The organism is Trueperella pyogenes (assembly GCF_001070855.1).
Lineage (GTDB): Bacteria > Actinomycetota > Actinomycetes > Actinomycetales > Actinomycetaceae > Pauljensenia > Pauljensenia pyogenes_A.
Window position 1 is genome coordinate 90,884 of the sequence record NZ_JVLH01000006.1, and the last position, 16,378, is coordinate 107,261.

The window sequence follows — 16,378 nt, forward strand, 5'->3', positions numbered from 1 at the left end:
TTTTCTGCGTTATTTCGCAGTTTTACTTCTTTTACCTGACGGGGCTGTCTCTTACCAATACAGTGAGGACAAAAGTCACCCGGACGGAGGTCCTACCTTGCGAATCGCACTATTTGCGACCTGCCTTGCAGACACTATGTTCCCCCAAGCCGCACAAGCAACAGTTACGCTGCTTGAACGTTTGGGCCATGAAGTTGTCTTCCCGGAAGGCCAGGTCTGCTGCGGCCAGATGCATGCCAACACCGGCTACTTCGAAGATGCCGCCAAGATCACTCGCAACCACGTTCGAACCTTCGAGCCCGTCCTTGACGGTGAATGGGACGCAATTGTGGTTCCTTCTGGCTCTTGCACGGGTGCTGCCCGACACGAGCAAAAACTCGTTGCTGAGCACGTTGGCGACGATCAGCTCGCAAAGCGCTCTCAGCAGATTGCCGCACACACCTACGATCTCACCGAGCTCATCACCGATGTCTTGGGCCTGGAAGATGTCGGCGCATACTTCCCCCACACCGTGACATATCACCCGACCTGTCACTCGCTGCGTATCGCACGAGTGGGAGATCGTCCTTACCGCCTGCTTCGTGCAGTGGAAGGCCTGACCCTTGTTGATCTGCCGGATGCTGAGGTTTGCTGCGGTTTTGGTGGCACCTTCTCCATGAAGAACTCCGAGACCTCGACTGCAATGCTTGCCGATAAGGTCTCGAATGTCATGTCAACGCACGCCGAGGTTCTGGTCATGGGTGATTACTCCTGCTTGATGCACGTCGGTGGTGGCCTGTCTCGACTGAACTCGGGAATCCGCCCCATGCACCTCGCAGAGATTCTTGCATCCACTAAGGACAAGCCTTTCCTTGGCAACATTTCATTCGCTCCAGAAAGCGCACAGGTGATCTGAAATGTCTGAAACCTTCATCGGTATGCCCGGGGTCGTCTCGGGCGATGACTCCAATGCTGCGGTTCACACCGGAGGATGGCGAACGACAGTTGAGATCCCCGAAGACACTCTTCGCTGGGGTCCTACCTTCCCCGAGGCCGCGCATAAGACCCTCGCAAACACCCAGATGCGCCGCAATCTGGGCCACGCTACCCGCACCATTCGCGCAAAGCGTGGTCAGCGTGTTGCAGAGATGCCCGACTGGGAAGATCTGCGTGACGCTGCAGAAGCGATCAAGTTTGAGGTTGAATCTCGACTCCCTGAACTTCTGGAAGAATTCGAGCGCAATGTGACTGCCCGCGGAGGCATCGTCCATTGGGCACGCGATAAGCATGAAGCGAATCGCATCATTGCGGACATCATTAAGTCCAAGGGAGTCGACGAAGTCGTCAAGATCAAGTCGATGGCAACCCAGGAAACGAACCTCAACGAGTTCCTGAAAGACGAAGGTATTTCCGCACGCGAGACCGACCTGGCAGAAATGATCGTTCAGCTTGCTGACGATATGCCCAGCCACATTGTCGTTCCTGCAATTCACCGTAACCGTTCCGAGGTTCGTGGCATCTTCCTCGATCGAATGGAAGACGCCCCGCGTGATCTTTCTGATGACCCTCAGGAATTGACGGCCGCCGCACGCGCTCACCTTCGTAAGAAGTTCCTGCACGCCAAGGTCGCGGTTTCAGGCACTAATATGGGTGTCGCTGAAACCGGAACCGTGTCGGTCTTCGAATCGGAAGGTAATGGACGTATGTGCCTGACCCTTCCCGATACGCTCATCACATTGATGGGTATCGAAAAGCTGGTTCCTCGTTACCAGGACATCGAGGTCTTCTCCCAGCTTCTCCCCCGCTCGGCCACTGGTGAGCGTATGAACCCCTACACCTCGATGTGGACGGGCGTAACTCCGGGTGATGGCCCGCAGGAATTCCACCTGATTCTGATGGACAACGGACGCACCAAGACTCTTGCTGATCCCATTGGCCGTGAAGCCCTTGCATGCATTCGTTGCGGTTCCTGCATGAATATCTGCCCGGTCTACCAGCACACTTCAGGCCACGCCTACGGTTCGGTTTACCCCGGCCCCATCGGCGCCATCCTCACACCGCAGCTGACTCAGGGATTGGATGAGAAGGATCCTGTCCACACCCTTCCCTTCGCATCCTCTCTGTGCGGTGCGTGTGGTGAGGTCTGCCCGGTCAAGATCAAGATTCCGAACATCCTCATCCATATGCGTGCCCGTACCGTGGACGTCAAGCACAACATCGTGCCTGATATCTGGGATTTGGCGATGGGTGCTTCAACTCCTGTCATGTCCAATTCAAAGGCGTGGGAGCTGGCAACAACCGGTGTCAAGGCCACCCGTATTGCCAAGAAGAAGGGAAAGATCGGTGCTCTTCCCTTCCCGGCCTCGCTGTGGACTACTGCCCGCGATCTTCCGGTCGCTCCAAAGGAAACATTCCGCCAGTGGTGGCGGCGTACTCACCCCGACTCAGATGCCTCGGCTCCACGCTCCGACGCGCCGGCAAAGGATATCCCCTTGGCAAGTGAGCACGGAATGACTACTCACACGAATACTGAGGAGGCCTGAGATGGTTATGGATGCGAAGACCGCTATCCTCGCCCGTGCGCGCGAGGCCATTGAGCGCTCGCAAGAGGGACGTCCAGTCCGCGAAATTCCTCGTAACTACATCCGCGAAGGCCAATATGCGCCCGGTTCGGATGAAGTCGTTGCTGAGATGATTGAGAAGCTTGAGGACTACTCAGCGCAGGTTGTCGAGGCACGCGATGATCAGGCAATCGAAGATGCGATTGCAAAGTTCCTTTCCGAGGCCAAGGCTTCCTCGGTTGTCGTTCCCACCGGCCTCGATGACCAGTTCAAGAAGGCGGCTGGACGCGATAAGCGAAAGGTACGTGAAGATTCGCGCGAGAATGCTATTCCGACTTTGGAATTGGACGCAATCGATGCCGTCGTGACCCGTAGTCGCGTTGGAATTTCCATCTCGGGAACGATTATCTTGGACGGCGAACCTGATCAAGGACGCCGCGCCATCACTCTTGTTCCCGATACTCATGTGGCGATTCTGGAGCGCTCTGCGATCGTTCCAACCGTCCCACAGGCCGTCGATATCTTAGGTGAGCATCCCGAGCGTCCAACAACCTGGATCGCCGGCGGTTCTGCAACTTCGGATATCGAATTGGTTCGTGTCAATGGCGTTCACGGTCCTCGTCACCTGCGAGTGATCATCGCACACTAAGCGATCCACGACTGACACCGTGTAGTTAAAGTGGTGGGGCGGTTCCGAAAGGACCGCCCCACCACTTTAACTTTCCTTGTTCAAAGGAGAGCGAAAAGCTGACTTAACGAAGTCGCCTAATCCATTTTTTGCTCCGCATTTTCCTGCGAGCTCTCAAGGCTGAATGCGAAAGAACGAGCCGTCATATCATTCATCACGATATAAATTTTCTCGCGCCCTTCTAGCTCCGCAAAGAAAATGTCTTCGAGCTTAATTCCCTGTTGTTCAAGTTCCTTCGTGAGCCATTCTTCGCTCTGGCCAGAGGCTTCAAGTTGATCTTGAACAATCTGTCCCTTCGAGACCAAAACATAGCTCAGGCTTCCATCGCCCTTCTTGATCACAGTCAAAGAGCCGTTTGACTCATACTGTGCAAATTCGACATCTTCAACCGAGAAAATTCCACGCGAACGAAGTTGCTCGGTGAAGTTAATCATGTCGAACGCGCTACTTGCATCATCGAGAGAATCAATGACGAAATGACCGTGATTGATGATGGTCACCGCTTTGCCCTTGACAATTTGCCGCGCGGGCATAAAGCGGGAAGCAATGAAGTTAAAAAGCGAAATCATGCCCACAGCTGCAAGCAGCAGTACAACGTAGGAGAAAGTAGAAACCGAATGGTTATAGATAATACCGCCGATGATCCCACCGAGAATAAAGTTTCCGATGAAGTCAATAGAAGTGAATTGGGTAAGGCTCTGTTTCTTTGTCAAAGTCAGGTGAGCAGAGATGATCACGATACCGATGAAGAGCCGGAAAATCGAGTGCGCGTCAAGGATGAGTTCGTTCCACATGCGTCAACCTTAAAACACTGATGATACATATACTGAAGGCTAGTAGGCATATTTCTCATCACCTTGGGACCATACCTTAGTCATGACACTTGAATCACTCATTCTTCTCGGAACAGCAATCACCATTTCCTACGCGTTATCACGGCGTTTGAAGTTGCTCTCTCCCATTGTCCTTATTGTTGCGGGTGTTGCGATTTCTTTTGTTCCACATGCCGGAGATATTGAGCTTCCACACGAGGTCGTTCTCTCGATCTTTCTTCCACTCCTGCTCTACTGGGAATCACTTTCGGTCTCCCTCAATCAAGTCCGCCGTGGACTTCGAGGCATCATTTTGTCCGGTACGGTTTTGGTCGCGATCACCGCACTCCTCATCGCTCTGGTCGGCTCATGGATGGGGCTCAGTATTGGCACCGCCTTACTCATCGGTGCTTGCCTTGGACCGACTGATGCGACAGCTGTATCTGCCTTGGGGCGCGGAATGTCTTCGGGACAAAAGACTGTTCTGCAAGCCGAGTCATTGATCAATGACGGCAGTGCTCTGGTCATCTTTGCGGTTGCGCTTCAAGTCACCGGTGGAACAGCTCGAGTGACAACTCTTGGAGTCACTCAGCAAGTCTTTCTTTCCTTCGGCGGAGGGGTACTCGTCGGTATTGCGATGGGACTCTTCGTTCTACGCGTGCTTGTCCGACGCGGACTATTCCAAAGCGACGCGATCTTGGCAAATATTGCTCGTATCCTCACTCCCCTTTTGGCTTATTACCTTGCCGAAGAAATTCAGGCTTCGGGAGTCATCGCAGTAGTCGTGTGCGGAATGCTTGTCTCTCGTTTTGGCGAGTCAGCAATATCGCTGGCATCACGCGTCATCGCTATCCCCGTGTGGACTCTGCTGACTTTTATTCTAAATTCCGTCCTATTCATCATGGTCGGTCTTGAACTTCCCGTGATTATTCGCGGGTTGGACCATGCGACACTCGTGCACGGCTTGATCTTGATCCCGGTCATCTACCTTGCAATGGTCTTTGCCCGCTTGATCGGACACCATGCGATTATCTACTCGATTCGCCTGCTCGATCGTCGCCCTGAGCAGAAGCAACGCCGGACAAATTTCAGAGGTCGATTGGTGACGACAGTAGCGGGCTTCCGCGGTGCGATTTCTTTGGCAATGGCGCTGTCCATTCCATCGGTATTTGGTGATTCTGCTTTCGAAGATCGCGATCTCATTCTGCTGGTTGTCGCAGGTGCGGTTATCCTCTCGCTTGTCATCCAAGGTCCGCTTCTTCCAATCGTTGTTCGTTGGGCAGCCAATAAACCTGCGCCGGTAAGTGCTTACTTCCAGACCGAAACTAATGAAGTCAGCGCAATGCTCACCGTCTTGAAAACCGCGGCTGATAACGTCGAAGCCATTGCACACGCGGCGGGAATCGAAGACAAACAACTGATAGATAACCTGCGCGAAGAAATCCTCACCTATGTCGCACACGGTGAAGAGGCATCCTCTCTCGATGAACTCTTGACCGAAAGTTCGGAAGAGAGACACCTACGTCTTGCGCTCACCCAGTTTAAGCGCGACGAAATGACACGCTTGCGCGATCGCGGTGAGATCGAACAAGAAACATGGCGTATCGCGATCGATCACATTGACGTTGAATTACTCCGACTGAACGGCCCCATCGAGCTCGAGGAGTAAGACTGAGAAATAGTTGTGGGGCCCGGTACCAATCGGTACCGGGCCCCACAAAAACTTGCGAACGGAGGAATCAGTCCTCGACGTCCAACAGGCCGTTCTTGTACGCCTTCGCCAGACGACGGGGAACACGCACCTCACGGCCGCCCACCTTGATGGTGTTCAGCTCAGTGAGATCGGCCTTCCATGCGGACCGGCGAGTGCGGGTGTTTGCTCGGGACATCTTGCGCTTGGGAACTGCCATGACCCTACCGCTCCTCTTCTAGTTCTGACGTTTTTACCGCGTCGATGCGTATCTTTCAGATACACAGCCATAGAGATATGACTTTCGACAACCTGACCACTGTAGCACGACGGGCCAAAAGTACGCATATTCCAAAGGAATTATTCGTGCGAAGCTCGTCTCATTCCCGGCCTCACAATCACTCATGCAACAATGAAGACACTATGTCCTCTCTTCGAGTGCTTGCTTCAGGCACGAGCCTGTCCCACGAGATTGAAATTAAACGGTCACGCTTTATTGCATCGATCGCTAGGACAGATACACCCGAAGAAGCCCGTGAGTTCATCAATTCGGTGAAAGACGCCCATCCGCAGGCACGCCACAACTGCTCAGCATGGATGATCGCAGAAGAAGGCCATTCACCTTCTCAGCATTCTTCGGATGACGGAGAGCCCTCAGGAACCGCTGGAACTCCCATGTTGGATGTTCTCAAGCGCAATGAGCTATGGAATGTGACGGCCGTTGTGACGCGCTACTTCGGGGGAATTCTCCTAGGCGCTGGTGGCCTCGTGCGGGCTTATTCAAGTGCGACCAGCGAGGCACTCGCTCAGGCCTCTTTCGCACGCTTGGAAGCGCTGACTGTCGTTGAAACCGAACTCGCTCCCGTCGATGCTGGACGAATTGAAGGCGAGTTACGTCGTTTAGGTGGGCACGTACTCGATGCTCAGTGGGGATCCTCTGTATTACTCACCATGGCGATGAGCCCTGAGCAACTGGAAAAAGCTGAGAACCTGCTCGCTACGCTCAGTTCAGGCCAGTACGTTTTTCGCCCCCTGGGACAACGTTACATAGAAATCGCGGAATAATCTGGCTCCCCATAGAGTTGCAGTTACGTGCATGGCACGAAGCGACATCTAGGAGACATCATGACCAACATCGCAACAGATGTCACCGACCTCATCGGTGGCACTCCCCTGGTTCGAATTAACCGCCTGAACGAAGGTGGCGCAGAAATCGTTGCGAAAGTCGAGGCTTTCAACCCTGCTTCTTCCGTCAAGGATCGTATTGCTCGTTCCATCGTTGATGCTGCAGAGGCATCCGGGGAACTCAAGCCAGGCGGGACTATTATCGAAGCTACCTCAGGAAATACCGGTGTTGCACTCTCGATGGTCGGTGCAGCACGCGGTTACAAGGTTGTCATTGTCATGCCTTCCTCAATGAGCCTCGAGCGCCGCATTCTTATTCGCGCCTTTGGTGCGGAACTGGTCCTTACCGACCCCAAGGGTGGAGTAACCGCCGCTGTCGCAGAAGCTGAGCGCATCCGCGATTCGCGTCCCGGGTCCATCATCGCTTCCCAGTTCACCAACCCCGCAAATCCCGCTGTGCACCGTCGTACGACTGCAGAAGAGATTCTTCGCGATACCGATGAGGACATTGATATCTTCATTGCTGGTGTCGGCACAGGTGGAACAGTATCTGGTGTGGGTTCCGTCCTCAAGGAACTCAAGCCCAATGTCAAGGTCATTGCAGTTCAACCGGCAGAGTCCCCGCTTCTTACCGGTGGCGAGGCTGGCCCTCACGGTATCCAGGGACTCGGGCCAAACTTCGTCGCTCAGACCTATAATTCCAGCGTCGTTGACGAAGTAATCGATATTGAAACCCCACTTGCACTAGAAACTTCGCGACGAGCAGCCGCAGAAGAAGGCTTGCTTGTTGGTATTTCTTCGGGAGCGGCACTTGCCGCTGCGATCCAAGTGGCACAGCGCTCTGAAAACGAAGGCAAGCGAATCGTCGTGATCCTCCCCGATACCGGTGAGCGTTACCTTTCGACAGCGCTCTTCGAAAACCTGCGCGACTGACAGGTCTGGGGTGGATGAGACATAAGCTCATCCACCCCATTTCTGCGTCCTTAGATGAGAACGCACAGGACGTTCTAATACCCACGAGCACTTCACCCGCATAACAGTTCACAACTACCCACAAGCAACTGACGGAGAACTACCCATGGCCTCGTCTCCACGCAAGATCATTCAGCTTCTTGCAGAGGATCTTCGAACGGCAAAACGGCGTGATCCCGCGGCCCGTTCGACTCTTGAAGTCGCACTCGCCTACCCCGGCGTCCATGCACTGTGGACTCACCGAGTAACACACGCGATGTGGTCACACCCCGCGCTACGCACGCCCGCTCGTGTCCTTTCCTCAATTGCAAGGATGACGACAGGGGTTGATATCCATCCCGAGGCAAGTATCGGGCGCCGCGTATTCATTGACCACGCCACTGGGGTCGTGATTGGGCAAACAGCCGAGGTCGGTGAGGACGTTGTGATCTTTCACGGAGTGACCTTGGGTGGCGTCGCCATGAACCCCGGGAAACGCCATCCAACCATTGGCAATCACGTCATGATCGGTGCTGGCGCAAAGATTCTTGGCCCCATCACAGTTGGCGATGGCGCCAAAGTTGGAGCCAACGCCGTCGTCACCAAGGATGTCCCCGAAGACGCTGTTGCAATCGGCGTCCCGGCGAAGTTACGTCAGAAACCGGAAGAACGAATGGTGGAGGACGATCGCGACCTCATCATCGACCCAAATTGCTGGGAAGATGATCCCACCTGGTACATCTAAGTTCCTCGTATTTGTCAAGCTTTCGAACAAACTCCCACAAACAACTCTGTGAGTTCGCACACCTTCTCACGCGCCGTCACCCGTGTAACAGATCACATATTCTGTCCTTATGGATAAACATTCTCTACAAGCACAGATTGACGCACTGACGCGCCTTCGCGGTGCAACAGAGTGTGAGATCGGCGTACTGACACGTTTCGATATCCCGGAACTTGCTGAGCTTTCTTTAGCCGCATACGGTATCCGCCCAAGTATCGAGGCGAATATTGAAGCAACAGACGAGATGCGCCTGTGCTTTGACGGGGTTTTCGGCACCCCATTGGAGGGATCTTTCCTAGGCGGTTGGATCGAAGGAGAGTTAATCGCCGCGATCATCGTCGTCGTCGATCCCCCCGTCGAGGAACCCAGCGGACTTCCACAGGTCATTGACCTGATGGTTCACCCAAAGTTCCGAGGCCGCGGAATCGCTACTGCATTAGTCGCAGAGTGCGCACGTCGCTGTAAAGACTGGGGAGCATCTTCCCTTGTCGTCAGAATCGACGAGGCAAATGTTCACCTTCCTCAGATCTACGACATCTTCCAAGAGAGCGAAAACTCCCCCGCAAGCTAGGCAGAATTGCTTCAAAGAAAGGGGAATGCGTGTCGGCGGATAGCTGCACTATCCCCTCTTACGCGAGGCTTCTCCTACTGCTTTAGTTCTGACAGTTCGAGCACCAGAAAAGACGGCGATTTTGCATGAGTTTTTCACTAATCGTCGTCCCGCATTTAATGCACGGTCGTCCACTGCGATGGTAGATATACCATCGCGCCAATTCTTCATCGCCTTCAGGGATTGGATCAGGCTGATCCTCGGGGCGAATCGTATCGATGCGTCCAATCTCTAGGCCTCGCGTCATCAGTTCACAGACGATATCCCACAGATGTCCAACGCGCTGAACCGAGAGGCGATTCCCAGCCCTCATCGGTGAAATACCGGCTAGGAACAATGCTTCCGCACGGTAGATGTTCCCAACTCCAGCAGCGATCGACTGGTCCATTAAGAGTTCACCGATCGGACGTTTACGTCCACGGATCATTTCAATGAAACGCTTACGCGTTGCAGGATCTTGCGCAGCACCCGGCTGAAGAGGGTCACACCCCAACTTGGATTCGACAACACGTCTATCCTCATCGGAAATGAGCTCGCACCGATTCGGACCGGTGACATCGGCGACTGCGTGTTCGGACAACACACGAAGGCGAACCTGACCAACAGGATCGGGGGCATTCCAATCTTCACCGCGCTTTTGGATACTTCCAGACGCCAAATTATCTTCGACGTACAGAGTGTCTTCCGCGTAGCTTGCCCACTTCAGAGCCGCATGTCGGTGCCCTTTTGTTGCCACCCAATTCGTGCGTGGTGCACCAATGGAGGATGGGACATCAAATGCCCGCTCGTCAGCATCAAAACGCCAAGACCCATAGAGCCCCAAGTGAATATGGAGCCATTGGAGCTCCTCATCACAGGGGAAAGCATGCTCTCCCCACAACGGCGACGATCCCGTGAAAGGCAATGCGGCCTCGGCCTCGGGACTGCCTAAGTGAGCGGCAAACTCAGCCTCCGCAGCCTTTGCTTCCTCAGCGCAAATGGCGGCAGCTTTAGCTGGCATAAAACCAACAAACATGTGCTTGCCCACCGCCCGCACAGCGACAACCTTGTGATGGTTAATCAACTGTGCGGATGAGGCAAAGCGCCCCTGCGGTGACGAAGTCTCGACCTGGCTGCCCTGGAAGAGGACAGAAAAAGTGTTGGCGATCCGATGGATCGCATCTCCTTCAGGCATGGTTACTTCGGAAGAACGATGTTGACCAGCTGCGGCGCACGCACAATAACCTTTAAGGGCTCGCGTCCGTCAAGAAGCTTGACGATCGGAGCTTGCTCAAGGGCAAGGGTACGCAAATCATCTTCGCTAATCGACACAGGAACCTCGAGCTTCGCACGAAGCTTGCCGTTGGCCTGAACGATCGCCGTCACAGTGTCGTCTTCAAGCAAGGACTCATCTTCCACGACCGGGAAAGGCACTCGAGCAAGTGACTCTTCATGCCCCAACTTCTGCCACAGTTCCTCACAAATGTGCGGAGCAACGGGAGAGAGCATAAGAATGAGAGCCTCGACGGCAACGCGAGGGACACGATCAAAAGATGTCAGGTGGTTGTTCAGAACAATCAGCTTGGCGATCGCCGTGTTGATACGCAGGTTCTCGTATTCAACGGTGACCTCAGCGATGGTACGTGCCAGCAGACGTGCCGTCTTCTTGTCCATTGGCTCATCGCTAACGGTGACCTCGCCCGTCTCTTCATCAAGAACATTTCGCCACAAGCGCTGAAGGAAGCGCTGTGAGCCGACGACTGCGCGCGTATCCCACGGACGCGAAACATCCAGGGGTCCCATGCTCATTTCGTAGACACGGAAGACATCCGCACCATAGGCGTCGTACATATCGTCAGGCGTGACGATATTCTTGAGCGACTTACCCATCTTGCCGTATTCACGATTGACAGGCTGTCCCTTCCAGGTGAAGCCGCTTGTCTCATCGCCTTCGACTTCATCAGCCGGAACGTACTGCCCACGCGCATCGGTGTACGCATAAGCCTGCACGTAGCCCTGGTTAAACAGCGTGTGGTATGGCTCGCTATCGGGAACAAATCCCAGATCGAAGAGAACCTTCTGCCAGAAGCGTGCATAGAGCAGGTGAAGCACAGCGTGCTCGACACCGCCAATGTACAGGTCGGTGCCACCACTGATCTTGCCCTCACGCGGTCCCATCCAATAGCTGAGATTTTCTGCACCGGCGAAGGTCGTGGGGTTAGTCGGATCGGTATAGCGCATTTCGTACCAGCACGAACCTGCCCACTGAGGCATGGTGTTCGTCTCACGACGATACTTCTTGGGACCGTCGCCCAAATCGAGGGTGACATTGACCCACTCCTGAGCGCGTCCCAAAGGTGCCTCGGGTTCACTATCGGCATCGTCGGGGTCGAAGGTACGCGGTGAATAATCACTGATTTCAGGAAGCTCGATGGGGAGCATGTCTTCGGGAAGTGAGTGCGCAACGCCATCCTCATCCCACACGATCGGGAAAGGCTCACCCCAGTAACGCTGACGACTAAAGAGCCAGTCGCGCAGACGATAGGTTGTTGCGGCGCGCCCCAGTCCCTTGGATTCCAGCCACTGCGTCATCGCTGCCTTTGCAGCGTCCTTATCGAGGCCATTGAGGCTAATTTCATCGTTCGCAGAGTCAACCGCAACGCCATCACCGGTGTAGGCACCCTGGCTGAGGTCGTGAGCGGTCGGATCCTTCGCGTCGCCGATGGTGCGGATGATATCCAGATCGAAACGCTGGGCAAATTCCCAGTCGCGATCATCGTGCGCGGGAACTGCCATGATCGCACCGGTGCCGTAATCCATAAGGACATAGTCAGCAATGAACACGGGAATTCGACGACCATTCACAGGGTTAATTGCCCACAGGCCGGTAAAGACACCGGTCTTCTCCCCTGCGTCTTCTGCGCGCTGCTCAGGAGTCTTTGCTGCAGCTTGTGCACGGTAGGCGGCGACGGCCTCAGCAGGCGTTGCATAGCCAGCACTCCACGCCTGGCGAGTCCCCTCGGGCCAGCGCGCGGGAATTTCCAGTGCTGCTTGGTCCGAGGCCGATCCCGGGGTCGTGCCACCGAGGAGCGGGTGCTCGGGAGACCAGACGACGAAGGTTGCGCCGAAGAGAGTATCGGGGCGCGTCGTATAGACGGTGAAGCCACGATCGCTCACGCCTTCGCCAACCGCAGTGAAGTCAACCTCTGCACCATGAGAGCGGCCGATCCAATTGCGCTGCATAGTGCGCACCTTTTCGGGCCAATCAATGGTGTCCAAGTCTTCGATCAGGCGATCACCGTAAGCGGTGATACGCATCATCCACTGGCGCAATGAGCGCTTAAAGACCGGGTAGTTACCGCGCTCTGAACGTCCTTCGGCGGTTACTTCTTCATTGGCCAAAACAGTACCCAGACCGGGACACCAGTTCACAGGAGCCTCAGAAATATATGCCAGTCGGTAGGAGTCAATAACGCGTGCACGCTCACGCGGGCTCAACTCATTCCATGATCGAGTGGAGAATTCTTCTGGGAGCTCACGCTCTCCTGACTCAAACTGTGCAACAAGCTCAGAAATCGGGCGCGCAGCACCCAGGCCTCGGCCATCGCGACGGGGTGCCTGGGGATCAAACCACGAATTAAAGACCTGCAGGAAGATCCACTGAGTCCAGTGAACGTAGTCGACATCAGTGGTTGCAAACGAACGGCGACGGTCATGAGAAAGGCCCAGGCGACGCAGCTGACGTCGCATGTTGGCGATATTTTCTTCGGTCGTCACACGCGGGTGTTGACCGGTTTGAACAGCGAATTGCTCGGCAGGAAGACCGAAAGCGTCATATCCCATTGTGTAGAGAACATTTTCGCCACGCATGCGGTGGAAACGAGCAACCGTATCAGTGGCGATATAGCCCAGTGGGTGCCCAACATGAAGACCCTTACCTGAGGGGTAGGGGAACATGTCAAGGAGGAAGAAGGGATCACGCGTGGCAAGGTCTCCAGCAAGATCTCCTTCAGGATTATCTGCAAAGAAGGTCCCCCGCTCGTCCCATAGATCCTGCCACTTGTTTTCGATCTCACCGGCCAACTGTGCCGTATAACGGAAATTGGGCTCGCCTGTCGAGATCTCGCTCATCCTTGCCTCCATTTACCCTGAAAATTCGCAATCTTCAGGCTCGTTCTATGCCCTATATAGGTTAGTGCATTGGCGCGAATTTGCCTGTTTATTCCCACTAGGCAAAACCGGTCCGGGGCTTGACAATAGAGCTATGAGTACCGTTTTCGAAAAAATCATCTCCGGAGAATTCTCCGGACGCTTTGTGTGGGCCGACGACATCTGCGTCGCATTCGCGACAATCGAGCCGACAAGTCCCGGTCACATCTTGGTTGTTCCGCGCGAGCCTGTCCCTTCATGGACAGCCTTGGATACGTCAACGTGCCAACATCTCATGAAGGTCGCGCAGCTTATTGGACGCGCCCAAGAAGTCGCTTTTGGAGTACAGCGCTCCGGGCTAGTCATCGCCGGATTTGAGGTGCCACACACCCACCTACACGTCATTCCCCTGCGTCAAGAAAGTGACGTCCTGCTCAGTAATGCTGCTCCGGCCAGTGATATCGAGCTTGACGAGGCCATGGATAAGCTTCGCCGGGAGCTGATCAGTGCGGGTTATAGCGCGCAGGTACCAGCGTCGATGAACACGCTGAACTAGCTCTCACGCAATTTGGCACGCGCTACTTAGGCAGCCTTCACACTACAGAAATAAGGGCGGCTTCTTGGGCACTCAGCTCAAGGCGTCGCTCTTTTTTCTGGGCTCCACCGCGAGTTTTAGGCGGATAAACGCTGAGCACAAGCTCGCCATTCTCGCCGCGCTGACGAACTTCAACCTGATCGTCAAGACCGAGCCCTTTATTTTCAATCGAACGCAAGCACACTGCGTCACTGTCGCTAAAACGCGCGATACACACTCTGTTTCCCGGGACGACCTCGACAAGAGGAACCATTGCCAAGAGCTCAACACTGCCGTCGGCAGAAGGAATCGGGTCTCCATGTGGGTCACGCACCGGGTGACCCAAGCGTTCATCAATTCGATTGAGCAGGCGGTCTGAGATCGCATGTTCGAGGATTTCCGCTTCTTCGTGAACTTCGTCCCACTCAAAACCAAGCGCATCATGCAGATAGGTTTCGAGCAAGCGATGGCGCCTGACCACTTCCAGTGCGCGTCGACGCCCTTGCTCGGTCAAGGTTACTTTTCCATAGGGCTCATGAAAAGCAAGCCCTTCAGCAACCAAACGCTTGACCTTCTCCGAGGCCGTGGAGACAGCAACGCCAACACGCGAAGCAAGGAGACGGACCGCGATACCAGCTTGCCCGTTCTCCTCAGCGCTCCAAATCGCCTTGAGATAGTCCTGAGTAACGGCATTCTCACGTACTGAACGACTATCACTCATAAAAATGTCAGCTGCTTGCACTCCCCTAGCCTACCGCCTTGCGACTTGAGACAGGGAGAGTTGATTTGCGAAGCGCTCAAAACGTATGTATTGTTTTCTCCTGTCCCAAGGACACGCGTCATTAGCTCAATTGGCAGAGCAGCTGACTCTTAATCAGCGGGTTGGGGGTTCAATTCCCTCATGACGCACGCAGTATGTCGATAGATGTGCTACTGTAAACACATAACCCAAGCGTCATTAGCTCAATTGGCAGAGCAGCTGACTCTTAATCAGCGGGTTGAGGGTTCAAGTCCCCCATGACGCACCCATTGCCGAGGCGGCGCCAATGGCCGGATACGACTATGAGTATTCGTGCCCTACTATCCTCGGAGCTTCTTATGCGTCGTCTTACTTCTTCTGAGAAAGATTTGCTCGCATCGATTGAACAACAGCTCAGCGCCCGTCGCCGCACGGTGATTACCCCAGATATCGTCGAACAAGCGACTCACTTGATCCGTTCTATGACAGATCCGCGTCCGGGTCTTCACGAGCTTGTTGGCCCAGTATGTACCACGTCGGACATCGTTGCTTGGCTGGGTATCTCGCGTCAAGGCATCAACAAGGCCGTGCGGACAAACCGTATTCTTGCAGTTCAATCGCCCACGACTATGTGGTACTACCCCACATGGCAACTCATGGCTAACCACTCGGTTATTGATGACATGTCCGAAGTGCTCGGGCGTCTACGTGGACGCGTGCATCAATTGACTGCGGCAACATGGTTCCAGCGTCCGCTCGAGGTCTTAGAGCAAACAACTCCCGCACAGTGGATGCTTGATGGGCACGATCTACACACCGTGGTTGGCGCAGCAGAGGCCTTTGCTACAGCAGAAGAACGTCGTCCTTCACCGGTGCCGCTTTTCGATCCGGAGATTCAGGCAACCTCTCTATAGGGGGAACCTTCAGCTTCACAACACGTATTTTCTACGTGATTGGCAAGCTAGTCCGGGGATTATCAAAGTTTCCTCGAGATTATCCCGACACCACAGAGTAATCGGGCCAAATCGCAATGGAGCGGTTTGGCCCGATTTTCTGTTAAGCAGCGTTATTGATCCAATCCCAGCAGCTTCCGCAAACGTGCGACATGCCCCGTTGCCTTCACGTTATACAGTGCGTGGGTGACGGTTCCAGAGGGGTCAAGGACAACTGTGGAGCGGATAATTCCTTGAAAAACCCTTCCATAGTTCTTCTTTTCACCAAAGGCACCCCACTTGGTGAGAACTTCCTTTTCGGGATCAGATGCCAAGGGGAAATTAAGTTCTTGGCGCGAAGCAAAATTCTCAAGTGCTTTCATAGAATCAGCACTGATACCGATTACCAAATACCCCGCGCCTTTGAGTGAATTGAGGCTATCGCGAAAATCGCATGCCTCTTTCGTGCACCCGGGAGTCGATGCCTTGGGGTAGAAATAAACAACCACACCTGACTTCGCTTCTCCCAGCAGATCGTGCAAGGAAAGCGTGCCGTGAGTTGTTTCAAGAGTGAAATCGGGAGCTTTCTCCCCCACCTGAAGTTGAGTCATAATCTGAGCTTAGCTGGGGTTCCATTGGCGCGCCCATCCAAGATAGATCCTCAGCACTTACCCCTTCCAATAAGGTAAACTCTGTGCTGTTGCGCGAGTGGCGGAATTGGTAGACGCGCTGGATTTAGGTTCCAGTGTCTTTGACGTGTGGGTTCGAGTCCCATCTTGCGCACTGATAAATTCCTTTGCCCCTA

Annotated in this window: 16 protein-coding genes and 3 tRNA genes; 13 read left to right on the forward strand and 6 right to left on the reverse strand. The window is 54.4% G+C overall.

All coding sequences use genetic code 11. The features are described 5' to 3' along the window. Nucleotides 1-97: 97 nt before the first annotated feature. Genes ADG72_RS01780 through ADG72_RS01790 form a run of 3 tightly spaced genes read left to right on the forward strand, consistent with a single transcriptional unit; the run spans nt 98 to nt 3,189 of the window. Nucleotides 98-895, forward strand: coding sequence for a (Fe-S)-binding protein (locus tag ADG72_RS01780; RefSeq protein ID WP_048711756.1), 798 nt, complete (start codon nt 98-100; stop codon nt 893-895). Nucleotide 896: 1 nt separating this feature from the next. After that, nucleotides 897-2,522: a LutB/LldF family L-lactate oxidation iron-sulfur protein gene (locus ADG72_RS01785; RefSeq protein WP_048711757.1), complete on the forward strand. Its 1,626-nt coding sequence runs from the start codon at nt 897-899 to the stop codon at nt 2,520-2,522. Between the two features lie 7 nt (nt 2,523-2,529). Beyond that, nucleotides 2,530-3,189 carry a LutC/YkgG family protein gene (locus tag ADG72_RS01790; protein WP_192831723.1) on the forward strand — a complete coding sequence of 220 codons (660 nt, stop codon included), beginning with the start codon at nt 2,530-2,532 and terminating at the stop codon, nt 3,187-3,189. A gap of 116 nt (nt 3,190-3,305) precedes the next feature. Here the strand turns inward: ADG72_RS01790 and ADG72_RS01795 are convergent, their stop codons facing one another. Further along, nucleotides 3,306-4,022, reverse strand: a complete 717-nt coding sequence (locus tag ADG72_RS01795) for a DUF421 domain-containing protein (RefSeq protein ID WP_048711760.1) — start codon at nt 4,020-4,022, stop codon at nt 3,306-3,308. 82 nt (nt 4,023-4,104) lie between these two features. Between ADG72_RS01795 and ADG72_RS01800 the strand changes: the two genes are divergently transcribed. Continuing rightward, complete coding sequence (locus ADG72_RS01800; protein WP_048711761.1) at nt 4,105-5,709, forward strand: Na+/H+ antiporter; 1,605 nt, start codon at nt 4,105-4,107, stop codon at nt 5,707-5,709. A gap of 70 nt (nt 5,710-5,779) precedes the next feature. Here the strand turns inward: ADG72_RS01800 and rpmF are convergent, their stop codons facing one another. Next, the gene (rpmF, locus tag ADG72_RS01805; protein ID WP_009409287.1) at nt 5,780-5,950 is read right to left on the reverse strand and encodes a 50S ribosomal protein L32; all 171 of its coding nucleotides are present in this window, start codon (nt 5,948-5,950) and stop codon (nt 5,780-5,782) included. Between the two features lie 203 nt (nt 5,951-6,153). Here rpmF and ADG72_RS01810 point away from each other — a divergent pair, with 203 nt between their 5' ends. From ADG72_RS01810 to ADG72_RS01825, 4 genes are all read left to right on the forward strand, one after another. Beyond that, nucleotides 6,154-6,795 (forward strand): YigZ family protein, encoded by a 642-nt coding sequence (locus ADG72_RS01810; protein ID WP_048711763.1) that lies wholly within the window; start codon nt 6,154-6,156, stop codon nt 6,793-6,795. A 60-nt stretch (nt 6,796-6,855) separates the two neighbouring features. Beyond that, a complete protein-coding gene (gene cysK, locus ADG72_RS01815) occupies nt 6,856-7,788 on the forward strand; it encodes a cysteine synthase A (protein ID WP_048711764.1) in 933 nt (310 codons plus the stop codon). A gap of 145 nt (nt 7,789-7,933) precedes the next feature. Continuing rightward, the gene (cysE, locus tag ADG72_RS01820; protein ID WP_048711766.1) at nt 7,934-8,551 is read left to right on the forward strand and encodes a serine O-acetyltransferase; all 618 of its coding nucleotides are present in this window, start codon (nt 7,934-7,936) and stop codon (nt 8,549-8,551) included. A 109-nt stretch (nt 8,552-8,660) separates the two neighbouring features. Next, nucleotides 8,661-9,161, forward strand: coding sequence for a GNAT family N-acetyltransferase (locus ADG72_RS01825; protein ID WP_048711767.1), 501 nt, complete (start codon nt 8,661-8,663; stop codon nt 9,159-9,161). 82 nt (nt 9,162-9,243) lie between these two features. Here ADG72_RS01825 and ADG72_RS01830 read toward each other — a convergent pair whose 3' ends face one another. Further along, nucleotides 9,244-10,374: an Fpg/Nei family DNA glycosylase gene (locus ADG72_RS01830; RefSeq protein ID WP_048711770.1), complete on the reverse strand. Its 1,131-nt coding sequence runs from the start codon at nt 10,372-10,374 to the stop codon at nt 9,244-9,246. Between the two features lie 2 nt (nt 10,375-10,376). After that, nucleotides 10,377-13,310 carry a leucine--tRNA ligase gene (locus tag ADG72_RS01835; RefSeq protein ID WP_048711774.1) on the reverse strand — a complete coding sequence of 978 codons (2,934 nt, stop codon included), beginning with the start codon at nt 13,308-13,310 and terminating at the stop codon, nt 10,377-10,379. Nucleotides 13,311-13,443: 133 nt separating this feature from the next. Here ADG72_RS01835 and ADG72_RS01840 point away from each other — a divergent pair, with 133 nt between their 5' ends. Further along, a complete protein-coding gene (locus ADG72_RS01840) occupies nt 13,444-13,884 on the forward strand; it encodes an HIT family protein (protein WP_048711776.1) in 441 nt (146 codons plus the stop codon). 37 nt (nt 13,885-13,921) lie between these two features. Here the strand turns inward: ADG72_RS01840 and ADG72_RS01845 are convergent, their stop codons facing one another. Beyond that, nucleotides 13,922-14,623, reverse strand: coding sequence for a metal-dependent transcriptional regulator (locus ADG72_RS01845; RefSeq protein ID WP_048712052.1), 702 nt, complete (start codon nt 14,621-14,623; stop codon nt 13,922-13,924). 115 nt (nt 14,624-14,738) lie between these two features. On the opposite strand from ADG72_RS01845, the gene ADG72_RS01850 reads away from it, so the two are divergent. From ADG72_RS01850 to ADG72_RS01860, 3 genes are all read left to right on the forward strand, one after another. Next, a tRNA-Lys gene (locus tag ADG72_RS01850) sits at nt 14,739-14,811 on the forward strand. A 43-nt stretch (nt 14,812-14,854) separates the two neighbouring features. Then, nucleotides 14,855-14,927, forward strand: a tRNA-Lys gene (locus tag ADG72_RS01855). Nucleotides 14,928-14,964: 37 nt separating this feature from the next. Beyond that, on the forward strand, nt 14,965-15,555 hold the full coding sequence (locus ADG72_RS01860; RefSeq protein ID WP_034233497.1) for a hypothetical protein: 591 nt from the start codon (nt 14,965-14,967) through the stop codon (nt 15,553-15,555). A gap of 152 nt (nt 15,556-15,707) precedes the next feature. Here ADG72_RS01860 and ADG72_RS01865 read toward each other — a convergent pair whose 3' ends face one another. Then, nucleotides 15,708-16,184 (reverse strand): peroxiredoxin, encoded by a 477-nt coding sequence (locus ADG72_RS01865; protein WP_048711780.1) that lies wholly within the window; start codon nt 16,182-16,184, stop codon nt 15,708-15,710. Between the two features lie 91 nt (nt 16,185-16,275). Between ADG72_RS01865 and ADG72_RS01870 the strand changes: the two genes are divergently transcribed. After that, a tRNA-Leu gene (locus ADG72_RS01870) sits at nt 16,276-16,356 on the forward strand. The last annotated feature ends 22 nt before the right edge of the window (nt 16,357-16,378 follow it).

Coding starts and splice junctions, on each gene's coding strand:
- ADG72_RS01785 (WP_048711757.1), top strand. CDS start 897: ATGTCTGAAACCTTCATCGGTATGCCCGGGGTCGTCTCGGGCGATGAC.
- ADG72_RS01790 (WP_192831723.1), top strand. CDS start 2,530: ATGGATGCGAAGACCGCTATCCTCGCCCGTGCGCGCGAGGCCATTGAG.
- ADG72_RS01795 (WP_048711760.1), bottom strand. CDS start 4,022: ATGTGGAACGAACTCATCCTTGACGCGCACTCGATTTTCCGGCTCTTC.
- ADG72_RS01800 (WP_048711761.1), top strand. CDS start 4,105: ATGACACTTGAATCACTCATTCTTCTCGGAACAGCAATCACCATTTCC.
- rpmF (WP_009409287.1), bottom strand. CDS start 5,950: ATGGCAGTTCCCAAGCGCAAGATGTCCCGAGCAAACACCCGCACTCGC.
- ADG72_RS01810 (WP_048711763.1), top strand. CDS start 6,154: ATGTCCTCTCTTCGAGTGCTTGCTTCAGGCACGAGCCTGTCCCACGAG.
- cysK (WP_048711764.1), top strand. CDS start 6,856: ATGACCAACATCGCAACAGATGTCACCGACCTCATCGGTGGCACTCCC.
- cysE (WP_048711766.1), top strand. CDS start 7,934: ATGGCCTCGTCTCCACGCAAGATCATTCAGCTTCTTGCAGAGGATCTT.
- ADG72_RS01825 (WP_048711767.1), top strand. CDS start 8,661: ATGGATAAACATTCTCTACAAGCACAGATTGACGCACTGACGCGCCTT.
- ADG72_RS01830 (WP_048711770.1), bottom strand. CDS start 10,374: ATGCCTGAAGGAGATGCGATCCATCGGATCGCCAACACTTTTTCTGTC.
- ADG72_RS01835 (WP_048711774.1), bottom strand. CDS start 13,310: ATGAGCGAGATCTCGACAGGCGAGCCCAATTTCCGTTATACGGCACAG.
- ADG72_RS01840 (WP_048711776.1), top strand. CDS start 13,444: ATGAGTACCGTTTTCGAAAAAATCATCTCCGGAGAATTCTCCGGACGC.
- ADG72_RS01845 (WP_048712052.1), bottom strand. CDS start 14,623: ATGAGTGATAGTCGTTCAGTACGTGAGAATGCCGTTACTCAGGACTAT.
- ADG72_RS01860 (WP_034233497.1), top strand. CDS start 14,965: ATGAGTATTCGTGCCCTACTATCCTCGGAGCTTCTTATGCGTCGTCTT.
- ADG72_RS01865 (WP_048711780.1), bottom strand. CDS start 16,184: ATGACTCAACTTCAGGTGGGGGAGAAAGCTCCCGATTTCACTCTTGAA.